This is a genomic window from Robbsia andropogonis (genome assembly GCF_034047095.1).
GTDB classification, from domain to species: Bacteria; Pseudomonadota; Gammaproteobacteria; order Burkholderiales; family Burkholderiaceae; genus Robbsia; species Robbsia andropogonis.
In genome coordinates, this window is record NZ_CP139170.1 from 926,482 (window position 1) to 947,599 (window position 21,118).

Consider the following 21,118-nt stretch of genomic DNA (forward strand, 5'->3'; position numbering starts at 1 on the left):
ATGATCTTTCGCTTTGCTTCCGGTGCGACAGCCAGTGCCGAATGGACCCGTCGCGGCGTGGTTTCTCTCTGTATCGTGGGTGGTGTTGTCTGTGGCGTGTTTGCGCTGGGCGGGTGCAGCGATAAGACACGCTGGCGCAGCGCAACCGACGCCACGGGGAAATACAGCGCTGATTTCCCCGATGCGCCGCAGATGGAAATTGACAAGATCGTGCTGGACGAGACGCATCAGGTTGGCATGCGCACGCAGACCGCTACCAATAAGGATGGGGTGACCTACGCCGTAGGGGCGATGATCTTGCCGGAAGACAGCGACGCCATGCGCCGGCTTGCGCAGCGTGCGTTGCTCGATGGCATGGCGCGCAACGTGGCGCACGCCGTCGCTCCGGCGCCTGTTTCGATGACGGCTGCGGATGGGACGGTATTGTCCGGCGAGTCATGGCAGTCGACAGACACCGTGCCTGGCACCCGCCAGTCGCGCGTGGTGCGGGCGCAGTTCGTCTCCCGCGGCGATCGGGTCTATGAGGTGGTCATCGTCGGCGAGCATTTACCATCCGATCAGGATCAACAGCGATTCTTTAATGCTTTCAAGCCTTTCTGAGCGACGCGTCGCGCTGGATGGGCGCAGACCCAATACCATCGGACAGCCTGTGGATAACCTTGTTCACAACTTTTTTTCACTTGACGCAAAGTTGAAGGGGCTTGTCAATAGTCGATGCGTGTCAAATTTGTTTGGTAATTATTTTTATAAAAATCAATAACTTATTAAAAATATATTACGTAATGCGATACGCGAAGACCGATTGTGTAAGCGCATGCCTACGACGCGGTTTTGTGTATAAGTCAAGTCTTGACAAGGCAGTCATTTTGACTTTCCCGTCATTCCCTTGAAATAACGAGCTTACTTTTCCCATACGCCGTTCAGGGCCGGTAAGAAAGATACCAAAACGTGACCGCGATGGCGCCTGTAAATATTGCCAAAGCAATAATATGGCGTGGTCGGCACATCGCGGCCCGCCCGCTGGTCACCGTCTCACCGCTGCTGCGGCGCGCGATGTTGGCGATTTGCCGGGCTTCTTTATGGCGCAAGCCGCGTGCAATCGGTTGCCAGGCGCTTGCTGATGGTGCGCTGGAAGTCTTCCAACCCGCACGCGCCGTTCGCGTCTGAAGCGTCGCAATCGCGCAACCGCAATGCGCTGCTGTTCGCCAGTGTAAATGCCGTTGATGTTGGTAGCGCGCCCCGATTGCCTGAGCGTCCCTTCATCACAGGCGTCGGCGTGTCGACGGCGTTGACCCGCACATAATAGTGCTGGTCCGCTGGATCGCGCCAAAGGGAGAACAGCCATTGTGCGGGCTGTCCCGCGTGTCTGATCGCTCGGGGCGCAGTGGTGGCGCCGTCGAGCATCGATGTCACCGCATCGAACATGGAGCCATCTCCCGAGATCCAATACACGCGGCTTTGCGTGCTCGCATATGTCCAGGGTACCGTTACGCCGAAACGTTGCTGGGTCAGCGCCCCCAATACCTGACGCATTGCCAGCGTGCCGCGACGCGCCGTAAAGTAAGGCGATGCTCGCAACAAGGGTCCTTCGTCGTTTAGTGCGAATGCCACCACTCCCTCCGCGGTCGTCTTGCCCTGAATCAGCCGGGCACCGGGGCCGGAACGCACATCGCGCCGCAGCGCCGTGGCGTCGATCAGGCAGGCGCGACTGCCCATGCTGTCGAAAAGGGGATCGGGTCGACCCAGGTCGTTTTGCCGATGCACGGGAACGCCGCAGCCGGGCGCCATGGCATCGGCTGCGTGACGCGCGCTATCCGTGGCGGCAGCGGTGATATCGGCATGAACGTACAGTTGATCCGGGGCGGGGCAACCGTGTAGCGGCAGTAATTGCCAACTGCGCAGCCAGCCTGCTTCGTTCCGGGCCAATCGCGTTGCCGCTTCCGGGCGCGTCAACGCGATGACCGCCTGCAACTGCCAGCCGTTCGCGTCATTGGCGGACACGGTACCGGGCCGGCTGTCGCCATCGGTGCCAGGTTGCAACGCCCGTACCTTCGTCGGGCCCGTGGCAAGCGCCAATGCCAGGCGCAGCGTATCGGGATCGATTGTCCTGACGCGCGGTGCCGGTGTCGCGGCGGTATTGTTGACGGATTGATCGTTCGGCGAGGCTGGATTCTGTGCGGCTTCATTGTCTACCGCCGTGCCGGCCGCGACGCTTGCAACGCGGCGGTCGGATCCGACCGTGATGACGCGCAGGTCTGACGGCACGGGGCGCGTGTCTACCACGGTGGACGTCGGGGTGGCCGGGCGCGATGCGGCGTTGGCGGGAACCGTCATGCTGACGGTCCCCGACGAGCGGGGCTGATCGGGTCCGGAAAGGGGGGCGGCCGTCGATGACGCCTTCCACTGCGCGATGAGCGCGCAACCTCCCATGCCAAGGCCTAAAGACAGACCGAGGACAAGCGGTGCGTGGCGGACATATCCGCCGAATAGCGCATGCACCGAGGCGCATGCGCGGGCGATCCGTGCTTTGTGTGTCATCGGTGCCATGGGTGCCTGCGCCCGATCTGCCAGTCTCGCATACGCTTCTCGTTCCATTCCTCGCGCCGTCATGTCGCTCCTTCTCAGCCGCATGTTTCGCGTGTGCCGCGTGTTCGAGGAAAGCCGCCGGTAGAGCGATTGGCGTTCTTTGATATCGTTGCGCACACATCAAATTAATTGTCGCGCCATTTTCCAGAAAGCCGCGCGGAACGACAAGAGCTGTTTGAGCGCACAGGGGCGCGGACACGACGCGGCGATGCCCGTATCGCCGGGCGGGGGCGTACACGGGTGCCGGTGCGGCGTCATGGCGGAGACGATGGCGTGGGTAACGATGATGTGGATGTGGACATAGACTCGCGGTCGTGCTGCGGTCCGTGAAGGGGATCGCTACAATGGATTTTTTACCGGTGTACGTACGACGTACGGCGAAGCAGCGTGTTCTTCGTTGCCGGGACGCAATCAAGCGAAGGAACCCGTAATGTTGTTGTCGAATTGGGAAATGATCGGACGGCTGACCGGAGCGGCCATACTTGGTGGCGCGATCGGGTTCGAGCGGGAAAGGCTGTCGTGGGCTGCTGGCCTGCGCACGCATATGCTGGTCAGTGTCGGCAGTTGCTTGATGATTCTCGTATCTGCCTACGGATTCTCGAACATCATGCAGGCTGATCATGTGGTCCTAGACCCGTCTCGGATTGCCGCGCAAGTGGTTTCAGGGATTGGTTTTCTCGGTGCGGGTTCGATTATTCTGCGCAACGAAGTGGTTCGGGGTTTGACCACGGCGGCAAGTGTCTGGGCAGTCGCCGGTGTCGGTCTTGCGATGGGGGGCGGCATGTACATTCCCGCGACCGCGGCGACCCTGATCATCCTGCTGATTCTGGCAGGGATCAAGCCGCTGGAGGAACGATATCGCGCCAACCGGCAATCACACCAGATCGTCCTCGATGCGGAGCGAGGTGTGTTGACGCTGCATGTGCTGCACGATGTGCTGGGGCCCGAGGCGGGCCGGGTGCGGCAATTCGTTGTCGAACGTCATGAAGAAGACGATAACCTTGATCAGATCCGTATCACGTTCTCGCGCGTGACGACAGGGCAATACCGGAAATCCGTGGAAGCGCTTCGGAAACTGCGGGGCGTTACGGTTCGGGATTGAGAAAGGCAGCGTCAGCGCGTAACGCGGAAGGCTGTCTCGGCGGACACCATACGATGCGAGCACTTAGCAGTGCATCCGCTTCCAGAGATCTCGCCGGCGTTATACACGCCCCCGTTCGCGTTCTGGATGCGCCCGCCATCGGCGATGCGCACCTCGTCTCGTTGGCGCGCAGCAGCGCCGGGACTTCTCGATCCAGCGCCTTGAGCCGTTCCCGGTGATCGTGAGCCCATCTCTCTCAAGATCACATATCTCCTCGAAATCCAGGGCGCTTCAAGGCAAACGAATGAGCGATATGTTCCGCGGTTTCCAGTAGCGCTTCGCGCGACACACCGTCGCGCGCTTGAATTGAAAAACCCTGCAATACCGCCGCCAGGTGTCGTGCGGTGGCGGCCAGTTGAGAACCTTCGACCCAAGGCGCAAGCACTGACGCGATGTCCTGGCGGATGCGGTCGCGGCGCTGGGCCAGTTCGCTGGCCAGTTCGTGGTGATCGGGGTGTGTGCATAGCATGCCGCTCGACACCATGCAGCTACGTTCCCCCTCTACGGAAGTGACCGTGTCGACAGCGGCGACGAGCAATCGGCGCACCGCCTCGGGCAGGGAGTCCGCCTGCTGGACGGCTGAACGGTCGATCAAACTGAACGCTTGCGAGTAACGATCGAGCGCTCGTCGATACAGGTTCGCTTTGCTGCCGAATACACCGTACAGGCTGGGTGGCGCCACGCCAATTGCCTTGGTCAGTTCATTCATGCCTACGCCTTCATAACCATGGCGCCAGAAGAGCCGCATGGCTGTTTCCACGGCCTTGTCTTCATCAAAGGCGCGTGGCCTGCCGGTTTTGCGGGATGAGGCGGGCTTTTCCGCGGGGCTTGTCTGTTTCATAGTGATCATTAAAAAACACTTGACGCCGTTCGTCAAGCTCCTCAGACTGATGTTTTTTAGCGATCACTAATAAACAATGATACCTCATTCTGCACCTCCGGCGTTCCTCTTGGTTCACGGTGCATGGCACGGCGGATGGTGCTATGCCCGGGTTGCCCGGATACTGCGTCGTAAGGGTTACGACGTTTTTACCCCGACTCTGACCGGCCTGGGCGAGCGTTCGCATCTGGCGTCTGCAGCGGTCAATGCGTCCACCCATGTACGAGACGTTCTCAACGTCATTGAATTTGAGGGGCTGACCGATGTGGTGCTCGTAGGCCACTCGTATGGCGGAAGTATCGTCACGGCTGTCGCAGATGCCGTCCCAGAAAAGGTCCGGTCGCTGGTCTACCTTGATGGTTTCATCGGCGAGGATGGAAAGTCTCTTTTCGACATGGACGCGCCGGCAGCCACCGCCGCGTACGTCGACATGGCCCAATCGCACGGGGGGCACACCGTACCGCCGCTTCCGGCCGCCGTATTTGGTGTCAATCCTGACGATCAGGCGTGGGTAAATTCGCGGACGACCTCCGGTTCATTGGCTTGCTGGACTGAGCGATTACGTCTGACCGGGCGTCATGAGTCTGTTACCAACCGCTCATATGTGCTTGCAACCGGATGGACTGGCCCATTTACGAAGTTCTACGACCGTGCCCGTGCTGAAAACTGGCGAACATACGCGTTCGACTGTGGGCATGATGTCATGATTGATATGCCTCATGACACCGCGGACGTTATTGAGCAGGCCGCTTCACCAGGAGCAACGATCGTGTCGCGGCACTCTCCTCGCCGTAAACTTATCAGGAGTGCCACGCATGGTTGAATCGAACGCTGCCATCGCTCCACCATTTTTCCCGTCATGGCAACGCATCGATGCCGAGGCAGGTGGCGTGCATTTCGCTGGCGCGAGGGGAGGCGATGGTCCGCCGTTGCTGCTGATTCACGGTTATCCCCAGACCCACATCGCCTGGCGGAAAGTGGCTCCGGAACTGGCCGAACACTATACCGTGATCGTTCCGGACCTGCCAGGCTACGGTTCCAGTCGACCCAGTGACATGTCGCCACGATGGACCAAGCGACGTGCCGGCGACGCGCTTGCCGCGCTCATGACCCACCTTGGTCATGAGCGCTTTGCGGTCGTCGGCCACGACCGCGGCGCACGCGTCGGATATCGGCTTGCACTCGACCATCCGACAAGGATATCGGCCTATGCATCACTTGCTGTGCTACCCACCGCGGACGCGATGGCAGCCATGGACTATCGCGCTGCAGCGCGCGCCTTCCATTGGTTTTTCCTTGCCCAGGAAGCCGACTTGCCTGAGCGCCTGCTTGCCGCCGCCCCCGACGCCTTTATTGACCAAGCGCTTGACAGGATGACCGACGGCAGAGACATCATCGAGCCAGCGGCCTTAGACGCCTATCGCGCTGCGTTTCGTGACCCCTTGGTACGACATGCCATCTGCGAGGATTATCGCGCCGCGATGAACGAAGACCTCGCGCTCGACCTGGGTGACCTTAAGGCGGGACGCAAGATGCCTTGCCCGGTTCTCGTGTTATGGCCTGAGGCCGATCATCCATCCAAACAACGTACACCGATCGACACCTGGCTGCGATGGGCAGACAATGTAAGCGGAAAGGCGACTTCGGGTGGGCATCTTCAGCCTGAAGACGCGCCCGGGGAAGTGCTGGAATCACTCTTGCCATTTCTTACAATATGTACAACGAAGTAATAAAAGCAAGCGCAATACGTTGAGTTGGTATTCAATCTTCCGCCTTTCGATATTGGATTGCTTCCGCGACGTGTTGCGTGGTGGGCAGATCGCTATTGTCAAGATCCGCGATCGTGCGGGCCAGACGGAGTACGCGATGGTGCCCGCGGGCCGACCAACCAAAGCGTTGCATGGCGCGCGCGAGGAGATCGCGCGAAGCGTCGTCGAGGCGGCAATGCTGCGCCAACTGCCGTGCGTCGAGCATGGCGTTGGCACAACCTTGCCGTGTCGTCTGACGATGCCGGGCTGCTTGTACCCGCGCCCGCACGTTCGCGCTGCACTCACCGCGCGGGCGCTGGCGTTCCACCGCGCTCGTTCGCGTTCCGGCGTGCCGAGGCGCGCTATTCCCCGACATCAATTCCATCGGCGTCAATGCCGCCAGTGTCAGCCGTATATCGATCCGATCGAGCAAGGGGCCCGAGATGCGGGCCTGATACCGTTGTACGATCGCCTCGCTACAGCGGCATCGTCCCGACGGGTCGCCGGCATATCCGCAAGGGCAGGGGTTCATCGCCGATACCAACTGGCAAGCGGCGGGAAAGTGGGCTTGCTTGCCCGCACGACTGATTGTTATATGACCGGTTTCGAGCGGTTCCCGCAACATATCCAGCGTACGCCGATCGAACTCCGTCAATTCGTCAAGAAACAAGACGCCGTTATGCGCCAGTGACACCTCTCCGGGCCTCGGCGGATTGCCGCCGCCAACAAGAGCGGCCGCGCTCGCGGAATGGTGCGGTGCGCGGAACGGACGCAGGCGCCACCGTAAAGGGTCGAATCGCGCGGCGCTGCTGAGCAAGGAGGCCGAGGAAAGCGCTTCCGCGTCGGACATGGGCGGCAGGATACCCGGCAGACGCGCCGCTAGCATCGATTTACCGGCGCCCGGTGGACCGACCATCAGGATGTGATGGCCTCCCGCCGCCGCGACTTCGAGCGCGCGCCGTGCCGCGGCTTGACCAATGACATCCGCCAGATCTGGCAGACCATCGGTACCGGGCGAAGTGTCCGGGGACGTCGCTTTCGAACGACAATGAAGTGTCGCCGTGCCGCTACCGTTATTGCCGTCGCGGCTCTTGCCCTCTTCCCGGCCATCACCGCAGCAATCGTCGATGACATGGCCGTCGTGGCACGTCCCCGCGACTGTGCGGGCGATTTGCGCGCCACGTTCGCCGCGCAGGTGGGCACACAGGGCAGGGAGATCGAGCGCGCCGTAGACCACGCTGCCTGGGACGTAAGCCGCTTCGCGTGCATTGCCGAGGGGAAGGTAAAGCGCTATTGGCGCGACGTCGCCGCCCTGTGCGGGTGCGTATGCCGGTGTCGGCATTGCCTGCCGCGTAGCGGCAACCGTGCTGCAACTCAGCGCGAACGCACCCTGTATGGCCCGCAGTTCGCCGTTCAGCGACAACTCGCCGACGAACACCGCGTTGCGCAGTGCACTTTCCGGTAATTGGCCGCTGGCGACGAGAATGCCCAGCGCAATTGGCAAATCAAAACCGCCAGAGGCCTTCGGCACGTCGGCAGGTGCCAGGTTGACCGTGATGCGGCGCGGCGGAAACGTAAAACCACAGTGATGTAGTGCGGCTCGCACGCGTTCGCGGCTCTCCCGTACCTCGGCATCCGGGAGTCCGACGATGGTGCAACCGGGCAGGCCATTGGCCAAATGCACCTCGACGGTGACTGGCAATGCCATGCCAATGGTCAGGGTCCGGCTGTGGACCACGGCTATCGTCATCGTGCGACCCCTTTTGTGTTCGTTACATCATTCATTAAAGGAGAGGTCGCCGCGCGCGCATGTCAGCGGGATGTGCTGCCCGGCGTGCCCGCGGTATTCGCCTGCTGCTCGAGGCTGGCGACACGGTGCTCGAGCTCCTCCAGGCGCTGACGCGTCCGCGCCAATACCTGCGCTTGCGTGTCGAAATCCTCGCGCGTGACAATGTCAAGTTTCGCGAAGCCTTGGGCAAGGACTGCCTTTACATTGCGCTCGACATCTTTCGCCGGGGATTGCCGCAACAGGTCAGCAATCCTCTCTTGCGCATCTTTCAGAAAAGCTTCGGGTTTCATATTTATCCTTGTATGCACTTTATTGGTGCGGGAGGCGGTGTGTGGCGGAAAAGCACCAACAAAGTGCGCACCAAAATGGACAAAGAGCGTGGTATTTTACGTGCGTACCACAGTCAAGGCCGCTGAAATGGGCGTGCCGCCATACCGTCACGGATGCACTCTAGCATGAACCAAACGAGAATTTGTCAGGGATGAAAAGGGTTTGACCGTCTGGACTACAGCCCGTTCGCGCCGCGTCTCTGTTCCCTTGGCGTCCGGGAACGTCGACGACTCTTGGCATGGCATAAGGCTTGCCTAGGGGTGGACTGGTCCTGCGATAAGCAATCCGAAAACCTTCGGTACCAGGGGTGTGCCGATGGCAACATCGGGACCGTGAGAGCACCGTAGCGCGTCCGCTTCACGGCGCATGCGCATCGCGGATCGTCTTTCACTGAGCGAGGAGCCGATTAATTGGAGCATGCGATGAAACTCATTACAGCAATCATCAAGCCGTTCAAGCTCGACGAAGCGCGCGAATCGCTGTCGGCGCTCGGCGTCTCCGGGATTACTGTCACGGAGGTCAAGGGTTTCGGACGGCAAAAGGGGCACACCGAGCTGTATCGCGGTGCGGAGTATGTCGTGGACTTTCTGCCGAAGGTGAAGATCGAGGCGGCGGTTTCCGACGATCTCGTCGATCAGGCGATCGAAGCGCTCGAGCGCTCCGCGCGCACGGGCAAGATCGGCGACGGCAAGATCTTCGTCACGCCGATCGAGCAGGTGATTCGTATTCGGACCGGGGAAACGGGCGCTGACGCGCTGTGAGTGAGACAGAAGAGGGAATAGCAAATGCGTAAATTCTTGTTGGGCATTCTGATGGCGGGATCGCTGCTCGGGGCAGTGGTAGCTCCCGCGGTAGCGCAGGATGCGGCATCCGCAGCGTCGGCCACGCCGGCGGCAGCATCATCGGCGGCTCCGGCCTCCACTCCGTCGGCAGCGCCCGATGCGGGCTCCGGCACGGCGGCAGCGGCAGCGGCGTCGGGTGCTTCTGCTCCGGCAGCGGCGGCGCCAGCGGCACCGACCGAGCCGTTCTCCGTGGATGCGTCCAAGATCTCCAGCGGTGACACGGCCTGGATGTTGACGTCGACGGCACTCGTGCTGTTCATGACGATTCCGGGTCTGGCACTGTTCTACGGCGGCATGGTCCGCAAGAAGAACGTGCTGGCGACGATGATGCAGAGCTTCGCGATCTGCTGCGCGGTCACGATCGTCTGGATGGTGCTGGGCTATACCTTGGCGTTCACGCCGGGCAGTGGCTTCCTCGGCAACTTCTCGCGGGCGTTCCTGAGCGGCATGACGTACGCGAAGTCGGCGGACGGTGCAACGGTCACGGAAACGGTCAGCCACTTGGCGCCGACGATTCCCGAATCTGTCTACATGATGTTCCAGATGACGTTCGCGATCATCACGCCGGCCCTGATCACCGGTGCGTTCGCTGACCGGATGAAGTTTTCGGCGATGCTGGTGTTCTCGGTGCTGTGGTCGATCATCGTCTACGCGCCGTTGGCACACATGGTCTGGGAACCGACGGGTTGGCTCGCGGCTTCAGGCGTGCTGGACTTCGCCGGTGGTACGGTTGTTCACATCAACGCCGGTATCGCTGGTTTGGTTGCCGCGCTGGTCCTGGGCAAGCGGATTGGTTATCAGCGTGAAATCATGGCGCCGCACAATCTGGTGCTGACGCTGGCTGGTGCCGCCATGCTGTGGGTGGGCTGGTTCGGCTTCAACGCGGGTTCGGCAGTGGCAGCGGACGGCCGTGCCGGCATGGCGATGGCAACGACGCAGATCGCAACGGCGGCCGCGGCGCTGGGCTGGATCTTCGCCGAGTGGATTTCGCATGGCAAGCCCTCGGCCCTGGGTCTGGCCTCGGGCGCGGTGGCAGGTCTGGTTGCCATTACCCCCGCGGCGGGCTTCGTCAATCCGACAGGCGCGTTGATCATCGGTATCGTTGCTGGCGTCGTCTGCTTCTGGGGTGCAACCTGGCTCAAGAACAAGATGGGCTGGGACGATTCGCTGGACGCTTTCGGCGTGCACGGTATCGGCGGTATCATCGGTGCGGTGTTGACCGGCGTATTCGTTCAACCGAGCATCGGCGGCCTGGACGGCAACGTGCTGACGCAGATCAAGGGTGTGGTGACGACGCTGGTCTACAGCGGCGTGCTGACCTTCGTCCTGCTGAAGATCGTCGACGTGATCATCGGGTTGCGTGTCACGGAAGACGAAGAGCGCGAAGGTCTCGACGTCTCGCTGCACGGCGAGCACGTGGAGTAATAACAGGGCGTCACATCGGGGAGGGCCGTGCATCGCACCTCCCGGTATGTCGTTTCAATGACGGACCCGCCTTTCGGCGGGTTTGTCATTTGGGCCGACCGTCCGGCGCGAGTGCGCTGTGATCCGTGGTGCAATCGATGTCGTGGGGGGGGCGTCGCGGCCGACGCGAACGCGATCGCATGCAAGCCCAATTCCCGATTTCCGTAGCGATGTTGCATCTCGCTCGTTTCATCGTTGCTACCGATGACGACGGGCGGCGTACGGGGCAATGACGTTAAGGCACACAACCTTAAGGCAGCGCCCGCCAACAGGAAAAGAGCCAGCTTTCGCAGAACACGGGAGAGATGGTATTCCTTCTTTCACATGTCACGCTCAATCGTTGCAATTCGCGCCTTGAAACGGGTGCGTGCGGCCCCATATGTAAGCGCGTCATGACGTTTTATGCCGGGCGGTCGGAAAAAATGACCCACCGGTCATCAATCGGGTCTCGGGGCGTCGGGTGATAAAATTAGGCTGATCAAACACTTATCGCGGTGTGGTCCAGGGTGCCCGCGCAATATCGAAGTTGGCCTGATTTTTGCGCTACGATGAGCCCGTCCCATGCCCAACGGGCCGGCCTGTGCATGACGCATGGCACCGGACGGCAGGGGATTTTGTCCTCCATGTTTCGGACGCGGGCGGATAAGGATTTGACCGATCTGGGGGTCGTGTCTGGTCTGTGAAAGACGGTTTTCAACGTCTCTCCGCTCTATATAAGCATACAATTCCCCACATTAACCGCCCGCGAGATATTAATGGTTCCGCATCTTGTTACCGCGCTGAACGGTCCCTTGCTCGAATTGGAACGGAAGATCCTCGATGCCACGCCGGCGATCGAGCGTTGGTTCCGACTCGAGTGGCAGGAGCATACGCCGCCGTTCTATTGCTCGGTGGACTTGCGCAATGCAGGCTTCAAACTGGCGCCCGTGGACGCCAATCTCTTTCCCGGTGGTTTCAATAACTTGCCGCCAGAGATGATTCCCCTGGCGGTGCAGGCATCGATGGCCGCCATCGAGAAAATCTGCCCCGACGCGAAGAATCTGCTGTTGATCCCGGAAGGCGGGCATCACAGCCGCGCTTATCTCGAAAATCTGGCGCAGTTGTCGTCGATCATGCGGCAGGCGGGCTTGAATGTCCGGATCGGCTCGCTCGACGACGACCTGATGGACCCGATGACCGTGACGCTGCCTGACGGTCAGACGCTGGTGTTCGAGCCAGTGCAGCGTATGCCGCGGCGCCTCGGCATGCAGAACTTCGACCCGTGCTCGATTCTGCTGAACAACGATTTGTCTGGCGGTATTCCACGTGTGCTCGAGAATCTGAACGAGCAATACCTGCTGCCGCCGCTGCATGCCGGATGGGCCGTGCGGCGCAAGTCGAACCACTTTGCGTGCTATGACGACGTGGCCAAGCGCTTCGCCAAGGTTGTCGATGTCGATCCCTGGATGCTGAATCCGTATTTCGCGAAGGTCAACGATGTCGATTTCCAGGAGCGGATCGGCGAGGAACGGTTGGCCGACGCGATCGATTCGGTGCTGAAGAAGGTCGCGAAGAAATATCGCGAATACGGCATCGGCGAGAAGCCGTACGTGGTCGTCAAGGCGTCCGCGGGAACGTACGGCAACGGTGTGATGACGGTCCACGACGCGGCCGAGGTGGCCGGCCTCAGCAAGCGCGACCGGAACAAGATGGCGACTGGCAAGGAAGGCATCGAAGTCCATGACGTGATCGTCCAGGAGGGCGTGCCCACGTTCGAGCGCGTCAATGCCGCCGTGGCCGAGCCGGTGGTGTATATGATCGACCGCTATGTCGTGGGCGGGTTCTACCGGGTGCATCAGAACCGTGAGCGCGACGAGAACCTGAATGCACCGGGCATGCAGTTCGTTCCCTTGTCGTTCGAGAGCGCGGCGATGCCCGACCAGCACGCCGCGGCTGCCGCGCCGCCCAACCGGTTCTATCTCTACGGCGTGGTCGCGCGCCTGTCATTGCTGGCTGCGTCCATCGAACTGGAAAAAACCGATCCGGAGGCCATACAGGTCTGATCCATGAAAATTCTGTTCATCGCCGATCCGCTGGAACAATTCAAGATCTACAAGGACTCGACCTACACGATGATGGTCGAGGCGCATCGTCGAGGCCACACCGTGTTTGCCTGTGAGGCGCAGACGCTGGCCCTGGAAAGCGGCGCGGTGTCCGCCGTCTCCAGCCAGATCGACATCGTTGGTGAAGAGCAGTCGCATTGGTTCGCCCGTCAACCTGCGCGGCAGCGCGTGTTGACCGACTTCGACGCGATCCTGATGCGGAAGGATCCGCCTTTCGACATGGAATACGTCACCGCGACGTGGTTGCTCGAAATCGCCGAGCGGGCGGGTGCACGCGTATTCAACAAGCCACGGGCAATCCGCGACCATTCGGAAAAACTGGCGATCGGCGAATTCGCGCAATTCACCGCGCCGACGCTGGTGACGCGGAATGCCGCCCAATTGCGCGCGTTCCATGCGACCCACCGGGACGTCATTTTGAAGCCGCTCGACGGCATGGGCGGCACTGGTATTTTTCGCGTGCGGGACGACGAATTAAACCTCGGTGCGATTATCGAGACGCTGAGTGATAATGGTGCCCGCACCATCATGGCGCAGCGCTACATCCCGGAAATCAAGCAGGGTGACAAGCGCATTCTGCTGATCGGTGGCAAACCGGTGCCGTTTTCCTTGGCGCGCATTCCGCAGGGCACGGAGGTACGTGGCAACCTTGCCGCGGGAGGCGTCGGGCGTGCGCAGCCCCTGTCGGCGCGGGACCGGGAGATTGCGGAGACCCTGGCGCCGGTCCTCTATCCACGTGGCTTGTTGCTAGTAGGGCTGGATGTAATCGGTGATTGCCTGACCGAGGTCAACGTCACTAGTCCGACCTGCTTCCGGGAGATCATGGATCAGACCGGCTGTGACGTGGCCGCACTGTTCGTCGACGCCCTTGAGACCACCGCCAATGCCTGATCCAGTCGACGCACGGTAGGCTGCTGTCGCGAAGGGTTTATGGCAACACTTTGATGACCGGTCCATCATTGTGCAGCGCACTTCGGCCGCCGGAATGTTACAATCGATTCAAAGCCTGACGCTTTCCCGTCAATCCGGGCGGATACGTCATGTTCGCGCGCATGTAACGTACCAGGGTTGGTGCGAATGCCGCGGGGCGCAATATCGCCGGGAGGTCGCGTAATCTTGCCGCGCGTGCCTCATCGGCGGCGGCTGGCGGTAGACCGGCACCTCCCCCGATATTCGCAGCGATGGCGCGCCTGGCAACTCGAGCCTTTCGGGGCTGGAAAAAAATGGCCGGTATTTTGATTGTTGCTCACGCCCCGCTGGCAAGTGCGCTGCGGGATTGTCTGAAACACATCTACTGCGGATTGCCTGCGCAGATTGGTGCAATCGACGTATTGCCCGATAGTGATCCCGCCGCTGTCGAAGAAGTCGCGCGTGCGGAAATCGAGCACCTGAAAGACAGCAATGGCACGCTGGTCTTTTCTGATTTATATGGCGCAACCCCGGCAAATATCGCCGGGAGGCTGGCGTCGATACCCAATGTTCGGGTGCTTTCCGGCGTGAATCTGCCGATGCTGCTTCGTGCGATCTGCTATCGCACCACATCGCTGGACATGCTGGTCGAAAAGACGTTGGCCGGTGGCACCAATGGCATTCAGGCGGTCGCGCAGGCGGCACCCTACGTTTTCCCCGTTCCCCCGGTTACCTGTCCGTCCGAGCACCATGCAGCGCGAAGAAATCACCATCATCAATAAACTCGGGCTGCATGCGAGAGCATCGGCTAAACTGACGCAGTTGGCAGGCAAGTTTGCCTGCGAGATCTGGATGTCGCGCAATGGACGCCGGATCAATGCAAAGAGCATCATGGGCGTGATGATGCTAGCGGCGGGCATTGGCAGTACGGTGTTGGTAGAAACCGAAGGCGCCGATGAAGCCGATGCCATGACGGCGCTGAAAGGGCTGATCGCCGACAAATTCGGTGAAGGCCAGTAGCGCATTCGCACGCGTCGTCGTCACCCTCTTTCCTCCGTCCTGCGCGTGCTTTGTGGCATTCAACCCCATCGACCTCTTTTGTTGGGAGCGCGCGCGTGTCTTTCACTCTGCATGGGATTCCGGTTTCGAAAGGCATCGCCATTGGTCGTGCCTGCCTGATCGGATCGGCCGCGATCGACGTCGATCACTATGTCGTCGAGCCGGGTGACGTCGACGCAGAGGTGCAGCGGTTCCGGACGGCGCAAGACGCCGTGGGCGCGGAGCTGGAAGTCTTGCGTGCGGAACTGCCGCCCGATGCGCCCGGCGAAATGGACGCCTTCCTGAACGTCCACGGCCTGCTATTGCGCGACGCCATGCTCGGCGACGCGACGGTGGAGTTGATCCGCACCCGGCGCTACAACGCCGAATGGGCCTTGACCGAGCAGTTGGCCAGCCTGATCCGGCACTTCGACGAAATGGACGATCCCTATCTGCGGGAACGTCGCGCCGACGTCGAGCAGGTCGTGGAACGTGTCCTGAAGGTACTGGCCGGTCATCCGTCCGCGGCGTTACTGGTGGCCGAACGCACGCGTGATGGAGACATGGAGATGATCGTGGTTGCACACGATATCGCCCCGGCCGACATGCTGCAGTTCAAGACGCAACGTTTCTGCGGCTTCGTCACCGACTTGGGTGGCCGTACTTCTCACACCGCCATCGTCGCGCGCAGTTTCGGGATCCCTGCGGCAGTTGGCATGCAGCAAGCGAGTACCTTGATCCGGATGGACGATGTGATCATCGTGGATGGCGAGCGCGGCGTCGTCATCGTTTCGCCACCAGAGACCGTGCTGGAGGAGTACCGCTACCGGCAAAGCGAACGCGCGCTCGAGCAACGCAAGCTGCAGTTGTTGCGCTCGGCCAGTACGCAGACGTTGGACGGCACGCCCGTGCATCTGCACGCCAACATCGAATTGCCGGACGATGGATTGGCGGCGTCTGCCGCAGGTGCTACCGGGGTCGGCTTGTTTCGAACCGAATTCCTGTTCATGAACCGGCGCGGCACCTTGCCCGATGAGGATGAACAACTGGCGCAGTACCAGCGCGCGATCGAGGCGATGAATGGTCTGCCGGTGACGATTCGGACCATTGACGTGGGCGCTGACAAGCCGCTCGACTCGCGTACCGGCGAGGGTTTCGAGGCGGAGATGAACCCGGCCCTGGGGCTGCGCGCCATTCGGTGGTGCCTGTCAGAGCCCCAGATGTTCTTGACGCAGTTGCGTGCGATACTGCGCGCCTCGGCGCATGGTCCGGTTCGCATCCTGATCCCGATGCTGGCGCATGCCAGCGAGATGGATCAAACGTTGGCGTTGATCGACGAGGCCAAGACGCAGTGCGACGCTGCCGGCATCAAATACGATCCGAACGTGCCGATTGGTGCGATGATCGAGATCCCGGCCGCGGTATTGGCTCTGCCCTTGTTCCTGAAACGTTTCGATTTCCTGTCAATCGGGACCAATGACCTGATCCAGTACACGCTGGCAATCGACCGTGCGGACAACGCCGTTGCGGCGTTATTCGACCCGTTGCATCCTGCTGTCCTGAAATTGCTGAGCATGACGATCAGCGAGGCGAACCGCGCCAAGATTCCGGTGGCGGTCTGTGGTGAAATGGCGGGTGACCCGCTGATGACGCGACTGCTGCTCGGGATGGGTCTGCGTGAGTTCTCGATGCACCCGAGCCAATTGCTGTTGGTGAAGCGCGAAGTGTTACGCTCGGATCTCGAAAAGCTGGAAAAATGTGTCGCCGACCTTGCGGCAATGGTGGAGCCTGCCGAGATTCAGGCGACCGTGGCCCGGCTGGCGGCGTTGTAGCGCGCGATGAACATCGGAGGCAAGCCGGCGGGAACTGTGGCGGCGCGCCCGTTATATCGCATGCGGTCGTGTCGCGCCTGCATGACCGCTGCAGACCGGGCAATCCGGTTGCCGTGAGACCTTGAACTCGTTCCAACGCATGGTCAGGCTGTCGAGCATCAGCAGTCTGCCGGACAGTGTCTCGCCCATTCCCCCGGACAGCACCTTCAACGCCTCGCCTGCCTGGATCGCCCCGATGATCCCGACCGTCGGGGCAAACACCCCCATCGTCGCGCAGGATGCCTCTTCTGGCGCAGGCTCGGGTGGAAACATGCACGCATAGCAGGGTGCGTCGTCGTCGGTGAGATCGAACGTCGTCACCTGGGCATCGAATCGCAATGCCGCTCCGGACACGAGCGGTACCCGATGCGCTACGCAGGCACGATTGATGGCCTGGCGAATGCGGAAGTGATCGGTGCAGTCGAGCACCACATCGGCCAACGGCACCTCGCGCGCCAGCAGGGCATCGTCGGCGGGGGTGCGAATAGCGCGGAAGAGAACATCAGCGTTGAGACGGGCCGCCGTGTCCGCCAAGGAGTCGACCTTGGCCTGGCCCACGCTGGCGGTGGTATGCGCTATCTGTCGCTGTAGATTGGTGAGGTCGACATCGTCACCGTCGATCACCGTTAGTTGCTTGATGCCGGCCGCCACCAGATACAGCGCCGCCGGACATCCCAGCCCGCCCGCGCCGATGATCAGGACACGGGCGTTGCATACGGCCTGCTGAACCTCGATACCCCATTCATCCAGCAGGATGTGCCGCGAATACCGCAGCAACTGCGCATCGTTCATTTGCCGGCCGGTGCCGAGGCGCCGGGGACTGCCGGCAACGCGGGCTTGGTCGTGACCACGGGGGCCGATGCATCAACCGGCGGCTTCGCGGCCGACAGCGTACGTTCGGCTGCCGACTTCGACAACTGTACCGGCAAGCCCTTGAACTTGTTCAATGCCTGTTGCAGCATGAAGTCCGCATTCGCGCCGGTTATCGTTCCGAAATCAGGCGGTTGGCGATTGCGCTCCTTCTGACGCTGTTCCGGCGTCATCTTGTCGTTGCGTTCTTCCAGTTGGCGCAGTTGCTCCATCCGGTCTGCTTCCCGTGTCTCGGCTTCCTTCTTCTCGTTCGGGTCCTGCAGGTTGGCCAGATGGTTCGTGTAGTCCACTTCACGTGTCACCAGCGCATCATCCGGGTCGCCTTCGGCAAACTGGTCGACGGTCAGGTCCGGACGGATTCCCTTGTTCTGTATGGAACGGCCGCTCGGTGTGTAGTAGTACGCCGTCGTCAGACGCAACGCGGTATCGGCGGTCAGCGGCCGGACCGTTTGCACGGAACCCTTGCCGAATGTCGTCTTGCCCATGATCAGCGCGCGATGATGATCCTGCAGCGCGCCCGCGACGATTTCGGAGGCCGACGCCGAGTAGGCATTGGTCAACACGATCATCGGCACGCTCTTGAACTCGTCGGGCAGGCCCTTGAGCGGATCGGTGGTCATGCCTGGCAGACGATAGTTGTCGAACGTGTCGCGATAGGCCTGCTTCGAATCGGCGATCTGGCCGTTCGTCGACACCACCAGGGAATTGGCCGGCAGGAACGATCCGGCCACGCCCACCGCGCTTTGCAGCAAGCCGCCGCCGTTGTTACGCAGGTCCAGCACCAAGCCCTTCAGGTTCGGCTGTTGGCGCGCGATATCGCGCAGCGCGGCGGCCAGATCCGGTACCGTCTTTTCCTGGAAACTCGTGATCCGGACCCACGCGTAACCCGGCTCCTCGATCTTGTACTTGACGCTCTTGACGACGATTTCCGCACGGGTCACCGTGAGCGGGAACGTGCGCTGGTCCGATTTGCGGAAGATCGTCAACGTGACCTTCGAACCCGGCGCGCCGCGCATGCGCTTGACCGATTGATCGAGCGTCATCCCACGTACAGGCGTGTCGTCGATGCGGGTGATCAGGTCACCAGGACGGATACCGGCCTTCGCGGCGGGCGTGTCCTCGATTGGCGAGATCACCTTGATCAGGCCGTCTTCCGACGAGATTTCGATGCCGAGCCCCGCGAAGCGGCCCTGCGTCTGTTCCTGGAGTTCCTGGTAGTCGGTCTTATCCAGATACGACGAATGCGGGTCGAGGCTGGACACCATGCCCTTGATGGCGGCGGTCAACAGCTTCTTGTCGTCTACCGGCTCGACATATTCATGCTTGATCTGTCCGAAAACTTCCGCCAGCAAGCGGAGTTGATCCAATGGCAACGGCGCTACCGCAGCCGCAGCCGTGTTGTTCGCAGTGGTCTGGGCGGCCGCTGAAATCTGCAGTGTGGCCAGCACGCCGGTCGCCAGACCGGCAACGATCAATACCAGGTGCTTCAGGTGTTTGCGCATAACGAAGGTGGGAATGAGCGGATTGGTCCGCGTGCAAAACGGGCGAATTAGGAAAATACGTTAGAACGCGCCGTTATCGACGGGTATCCCAGGCAGTATAGCGTGGTTTGCGTGCATGATTTGAACCGGTGTTGCCTGAGCAAGGCGGGTGAAAGGCCGTGCGCGGGCGCCGTCCAGGTTCGGCGTGGGCCGGGCGGGCGCCAGATGCGCGCGTCCGCCCGGCGCGGATTTATTTCGCCTTGCCCTGGTTCGCCACGGCAGCTTGCGCTTTGGCGATGGCGTCGGCATCGCCTAGATAGTAATGCTTGATCGGCTTCAGGTCTGCATCCAGTTCATAGACGAGCGGGATGCCGTTCGGGATATTCAGGCCGACGATATCGTCGTCCGGGATGCTGTCCAGGTATTTGACCAGCGCACGGATGGAGTTGCCATGCGCGGCGATCACCAGGCGCTTGCCGCCGCGCAATGCCGGCGCGATCGACTCGTTCCATAACGGCATGACGCGTGCCACGGTGTCTTTCAGGCACTCGGTCAGCGGCAATTGCTCCCGTGGCACCTTGACGTAACGTGGATCGCGGGCCCACTTGTCGGCTTCCGCGGCATCCAGCGCCGGTGGCGGGGTGTCGTAGCTGCGACGCCAGACCAGCACCTGTTCATCGCCGTACTTCTGCGCGGTTTCCGCCTTGTTCAGACCCGCGAGCGCACCATAGTGACGCTCGTTCAAGCGCCAGGAATGCACGACGGGCACATACATCAAGTCCATTTCGTCTTGCACATGCCACAGCGTGCGAATCGCACGTTTCAGCACCGAGGTGTAGGCGATATCGAAGGTGAAGCCGGCATCCTTCAGCAGTTTGCCGGCTTGCCGGGCTTCGGTCGCGCCTTTTGCGGTCAGATCGACATCAACCCAGCCGGTAAAGCGATTTTCCTGATTCCAGGTGGATTCGCCGTGGCGAATCAGAACGAGTTTGTACATGGCGAAACATCGGTAGTGGATAATGCGGCCTGCGCGCGAATGCCTGGATGCCAGGCCACACGGGGTTCCCCCCGGGGAGAGGAGGCCTCCACCAGGCAGGCGCCGGGTGCTTGATTCGCGCGCATCTATCCCCACATTCTAGAGTGTCCGGCGCACAACCGTACCATTGCGCCGACGCAATTGGCCCGAAAATCCGGCGAGACTGTCTATAATGCGCGAATTCCCTTTTTGCGGCGGTCGCCTGTGAAGTTTTTTACAAATCCCTTCAACCTTGTCCTGATCGTCGTCGTCGTGGTTTCCGGCGTGATGTTGTTGTGGCCCACGTTGACGCGGCGCAACCGTGGGCTGTCGTCCAGTGAAGCCATTTTGCTGATAAATCGCCGGAATGCGGTTGTCATCGACGTCCGCACTGCCCAGGCGTACGCGGTGGGGCATTTGCCGCAGGCGCGGCACCTTCCCGCTGCTGATCTGTCGGCGAAGGCGCAGCAGGTGGCAAAAAACAAGGTGACCCCGGTGATCGTCGTCTGCCAGACCGGCCAGCAATCGGCCAAGGCGCTCGACGTGCTGCAACAGGCTGGTTACACCGAAGTCCATTCGCTGCAAGGCGGTGTGGACGGCTGGCAGAAAGCAGGGTTGCCAGTGGTGGCATCGAAAGCGTGACATGCTGGGAAGGTCCCTGAACGCATCCGTCCGGTTCGGCCGCGCCTCGCGAGGCGTGCGGTGACCGATGTAACGGGCGCGGCATCGAATGCATGAAGCAAGGAGCAAACGAATGAGTAACCCACAAGACAAAGGCGCACATCACGTCGTGATGTACAGCACGCAGGTCTGTCCGTATTGCCAGATGGCGGAACGCTTGCTGAAGCAGCGAGGCGTCGAGCACGTCGAGAAAATTTTGATCGACAAGGACCCCGAGCAGCGGGCAGCCATGATGTCCCGTACCGGCCGCCGCACCGTGCCGCAGATTTATATCGGTGAAACGCATGTTGGTGGCTATGACGACCTGTCCGCACTGGACCGCGCCGGTGGCCTGATGCCGCTGTTGGATGGTGCGGTGACGGGCAGTTGAC

21 protein-coding genes are annotated in these 21,118 nt (G+C 61.2%); 14 read left to right on the forward strand and 7 right to left on the reverse strand.

Annotated elements, in window-relative coordinates; genetic code table 11:
- Positions 1-600, forward strand: a complete 600-nt coding sequence (locus tag SJQ66_RS17555; protein WP_024902467.1) for a hypothetical protein — start codon at positions 1-3, stop codon at positions 598-600.
- Between the two features lie 477 nt (positions 601-1,077).
- On the opposite strand, the gene SJQ66_RS17560 is transcribed toward SJQ66_RS17555, so the two are convergent.
- Positions 1,078-2,610, reverse strand: a complete 1,533-nt coding sequence (locus SJQ66_RS17560) for a histidine phosphatase family protein (protein ID WP_320535115.1) — start codon at positions 2,608-2,610, stop codon at positions 1,078-1,080.
- 409 nt (positions 2,611-3,019) lie between these two features.
- Between SJQ66_RS17560 and SJQ66_RS17565 the strand changes: the two genes are divergently transcribed.
- Positions 3,020-3,688, forward strand: coding sequence for an MgtC/SapB family protein (locus tag SJQ66_RS17565; protein ID WP_024902469.1), 669 nt, complete (start codon positions 3,020-3,022; stop codon positions 3,686-3,688).
- Between the two features lie 241 nt (positions 3,689-3,929).
- On the opposite strand, the gene SJQ66_RS17570 is transcribed toward SJQ66_RS17565, so the two are convergent.
- Positions 3,930-4,475 (reverse strand): TetR/AcrR family transcriptional regulator, encoded by a 546-nt coding sequence (locus SJQ66_RS17570; protein WP_201779102.1) that lies wholly within the window; start codon positions 4,473-4,475, stop codon positions 3,930-3,932.
- Between SJQ66_RS17570 and SJQ66_RS17575 the strand changes: the two genes are divergently transcribed.
- The 3 genes from SJQ66_RS17575 to SJQ66_RS17585 are packed head-to-tail and all read left to right on the forward strand — an operon-like array spanning position 4,474 to position 6,337.
- Positions 4,474-4,638 (forward strand): hypothetical protein, encoded by a 165-nt coding sequence (locus tag SJQ66_RS17575; RefSeq protein WP_201779101.1) that lies wholly within the window; start codon positions 4,474-4,476, stop codon positions 4,636-4,638. The genes SJQ66_RS17570 and SJQ66_RS17575 overlap by 2 nt on opposite strands.
- A 39-nt stretch (positions 4,639-4,677) precedes the next feature.
- Positions 4,678-5,430, forward strand: coding sequence for an alpha/beta fold hydrolase (locus SJQ66_RS17580; protein ID WP_157684943.1), 753 nt, complete (start codon positions 4,678-4,680; stop codon positions 5,428-5,430).
- Positions 5,423-6,337 carry an alpha/beta fold hydrolase gene (locus SJQ66_RS17585; RefSeq protein ID WP_024902472.1) on the forward strand — a complete coding sequence of 305 codons (915 nt, stop codon included), beginning with the start codon at positions 5,423-5,425 and terminating at the stop codon, positions 6,335-6,337. Before SJQ66_RS17580 ends, SJQ66_RS17585 begins: the two co-directional genes overlap by 8 nt.
- 31 nt (positions 6,338-6,368) lie before the next feature.
- Here the strand turns inward: SJQ66_RS17585 and SJQ66_RS17590 are convergent, their stop codons facing one another.
- A complete protein-coding gene (locus SJQ66_RS17590; protein ID WP_320535116.1) occupies positions 6,369-8,105 on the reverse strand; it encodes a YifB family Mg chelatase-like AAA ATPase in 1,737 nt (578 codons plus the stop codon).
- A 62-nt stretch (positions 8,106-8,167) separates the two neighbouring features.
- Positions 8,168-8,434 (reverse strand): accessory factor UbiK family protein, encoded by a 267-nt coding sequence (locus tag SJQ66_RS17595; RefSeq protein ID WP_081764814.1) that lies wholly within the window; start codon positions 8,432-8,434, stop codon positions 8,168-8,170.
- 462 nt (positions 8,435-8,896) lie between these two features.
- Here SJQ66_RS17595 and SJQ66_RS17600 point away from each other — a divergent pair, with 462 nt between their 5' ends.
- The 7 genes from SJQ66_RS17600 (at position 8,897) to ptsP (ending at position 16,661) form a co-directional block, all read left to right on the forward strand.
- Entirely contained in the window at positions 8,897-9,235 is a 339-nt protein-coding gene (locus SJQ66_RS17600) for a P-II family nitrogen regulator (protein WP_024902475.1), read from the forward strand.
- Between the two features lie 24 nt (positions 9,236-9,259).
- Complete coding sequence (locus SJQ66_RS17605; RefSeq protein WP_024902476.1) at positions 9,260-10,741, forward strand: ammonium transporter; 1,482 nt, start codon at positions 9,260-9,262, stop codon at positions 10,739-10,741.
- Between the two features lie 794 nt (positions 10,742-11,535).
- Positions 11,536-12,822, forward strand: coding sequence for a glutamate--cysteine ligase (gene gshA, locus SJQ66_RS17610; RefSeq protein WP_024902478.1), 1,287 nt, complete (start codon positions 11,536-11,538; stop codon positions 12,820-12,822).
- 3 nt (positions 12,823-12,825) lie between these two features.
- Complete coding sequence (gene gshB / locus SJQ66_RS17615; protein WP_024902479.1) at positions 12,826-13,773, forward strand: glutathione synthase; 948 nt, start codon at positions 12,826-12,828, stop codon at positions 13,771-13,773.
- A 332-nt stretch (positions 13,774-14,105) separates the two neighbouring features.
- Positions 14,106-14,573: a PTS sugar transporter subunit IIA gene (locus SJQ66_RS17620; protein WP_024902480.1), complete on the forward strand. Its 468-nt coding sequence runs from the start codon at positions 14,106-14,108 to the stop codon at positions 14,571-14,573.
- Positions 14,542-14,811 (forward strand): HPr family phosphocarrier protein, encoded by a 270-nt coding sequence (locus SJQ66_RS17625; protein ID WP_024902481.1) that lies wholly within the window; start codon positions 14,542-14,544, stop codon positions 14,809-14,811. The genes SJQ66_RS17620 and SJQ66_RS17625 overlap by 32 nt, the downstream gene beginning before the upstream one ends.
- Positions 14,812-14,906: 95 nt before the next feature.
- Positions 14,907-16,661 (forward strand): phosphoenolpyruvate--protein phosphotransferase, encoded by a 1,755-nt coding sequence (ptsP, locus tag SJQ66_RS17630; RefSeq protein WP_024902482.1) that lies wholly within the window; start codon positions 14,907-14,909, stop codon positions 16,659-16,661.
- Positions 16,662-16,712: 51 nt separating this feature from the next.
- On the opposite strand, the gene SJQ66_RS17635 is transcribed toward ptsP, so the two are convergent.
- The 3 genes from SJQ66_RS17635 to gpmA all read right to left on the reverse strand — a co-directional run bounded on the left by SJQ66_RS17635 (position 16,713) and on the right by gpmA (position 20,048).
- Positions 16,713-17,492, reverse strand: coding sequence for a HesA/MoeB/ThiF family protein (locus SJQ66_RS17635; protein WP_024902483.1), 780 nt, complete (start codon positions 17,490-17,492; stop codon positions 16,713-16,715).
- Positions 17,489-19,072: a S41 family peptidase gene (locus tag SJQ66_RS17640; RefSeq protein WP_024902484.1), complete on the reverse strand. Its 1,584-nt coding sequence runs from the start codon at positions 19,070-19,072 to the stop codon at positions 17,489-17,491. Before SJQ66_RS17640 ends, SJQ66_RS17635 begins: the two co-directional genes overlap by 4 nt.
- A gap of 229 nt (positions 19,073-19,301) precedes the next feature.
- Positions 19,302-20,048, reverse strand: a complete 747-nt coding sequence (gene gpmA, locus SJQ66_RS17645; protein WP_024902485.1) for a 2,3-diphosphoglycerate-dependent phosphoglycerate mutase — start codon at positions 20,046-20,048, stop codon at positions 19,302-19,304.
- Positions 20,049-20,291: 243 nt separating this feature from the next.
- On the opposite strand from gpmA, the gene SJQ66_RS17650 reads away from it, so the two are divergent.
- Positions 20,292-20,708 (forward strand): rhodanese-like domain-containing protein, encoded by a 417-nt coding sequence (locus SJQ66_RS17650; protein WP_024902486.1) that lies wholly within the window; start codon positions 20,292-20,294, stop codon positions 20,706-20,708.
- Positions 20,709-20,820: 112 nt separating this feature from the next.
- Positions 20,821-21,117, forward strand: coding sequence for a glutaredoxin 3 (gene grxC / locus SJQ66_RS17655; RefSeq protein ID WP_024902487.1), 297 nt, complete (start codon positions 20,821-20,823; stop codon positions 21,115-21,117).
- Position 21,118: the final 1 nt, after the last annotated feature.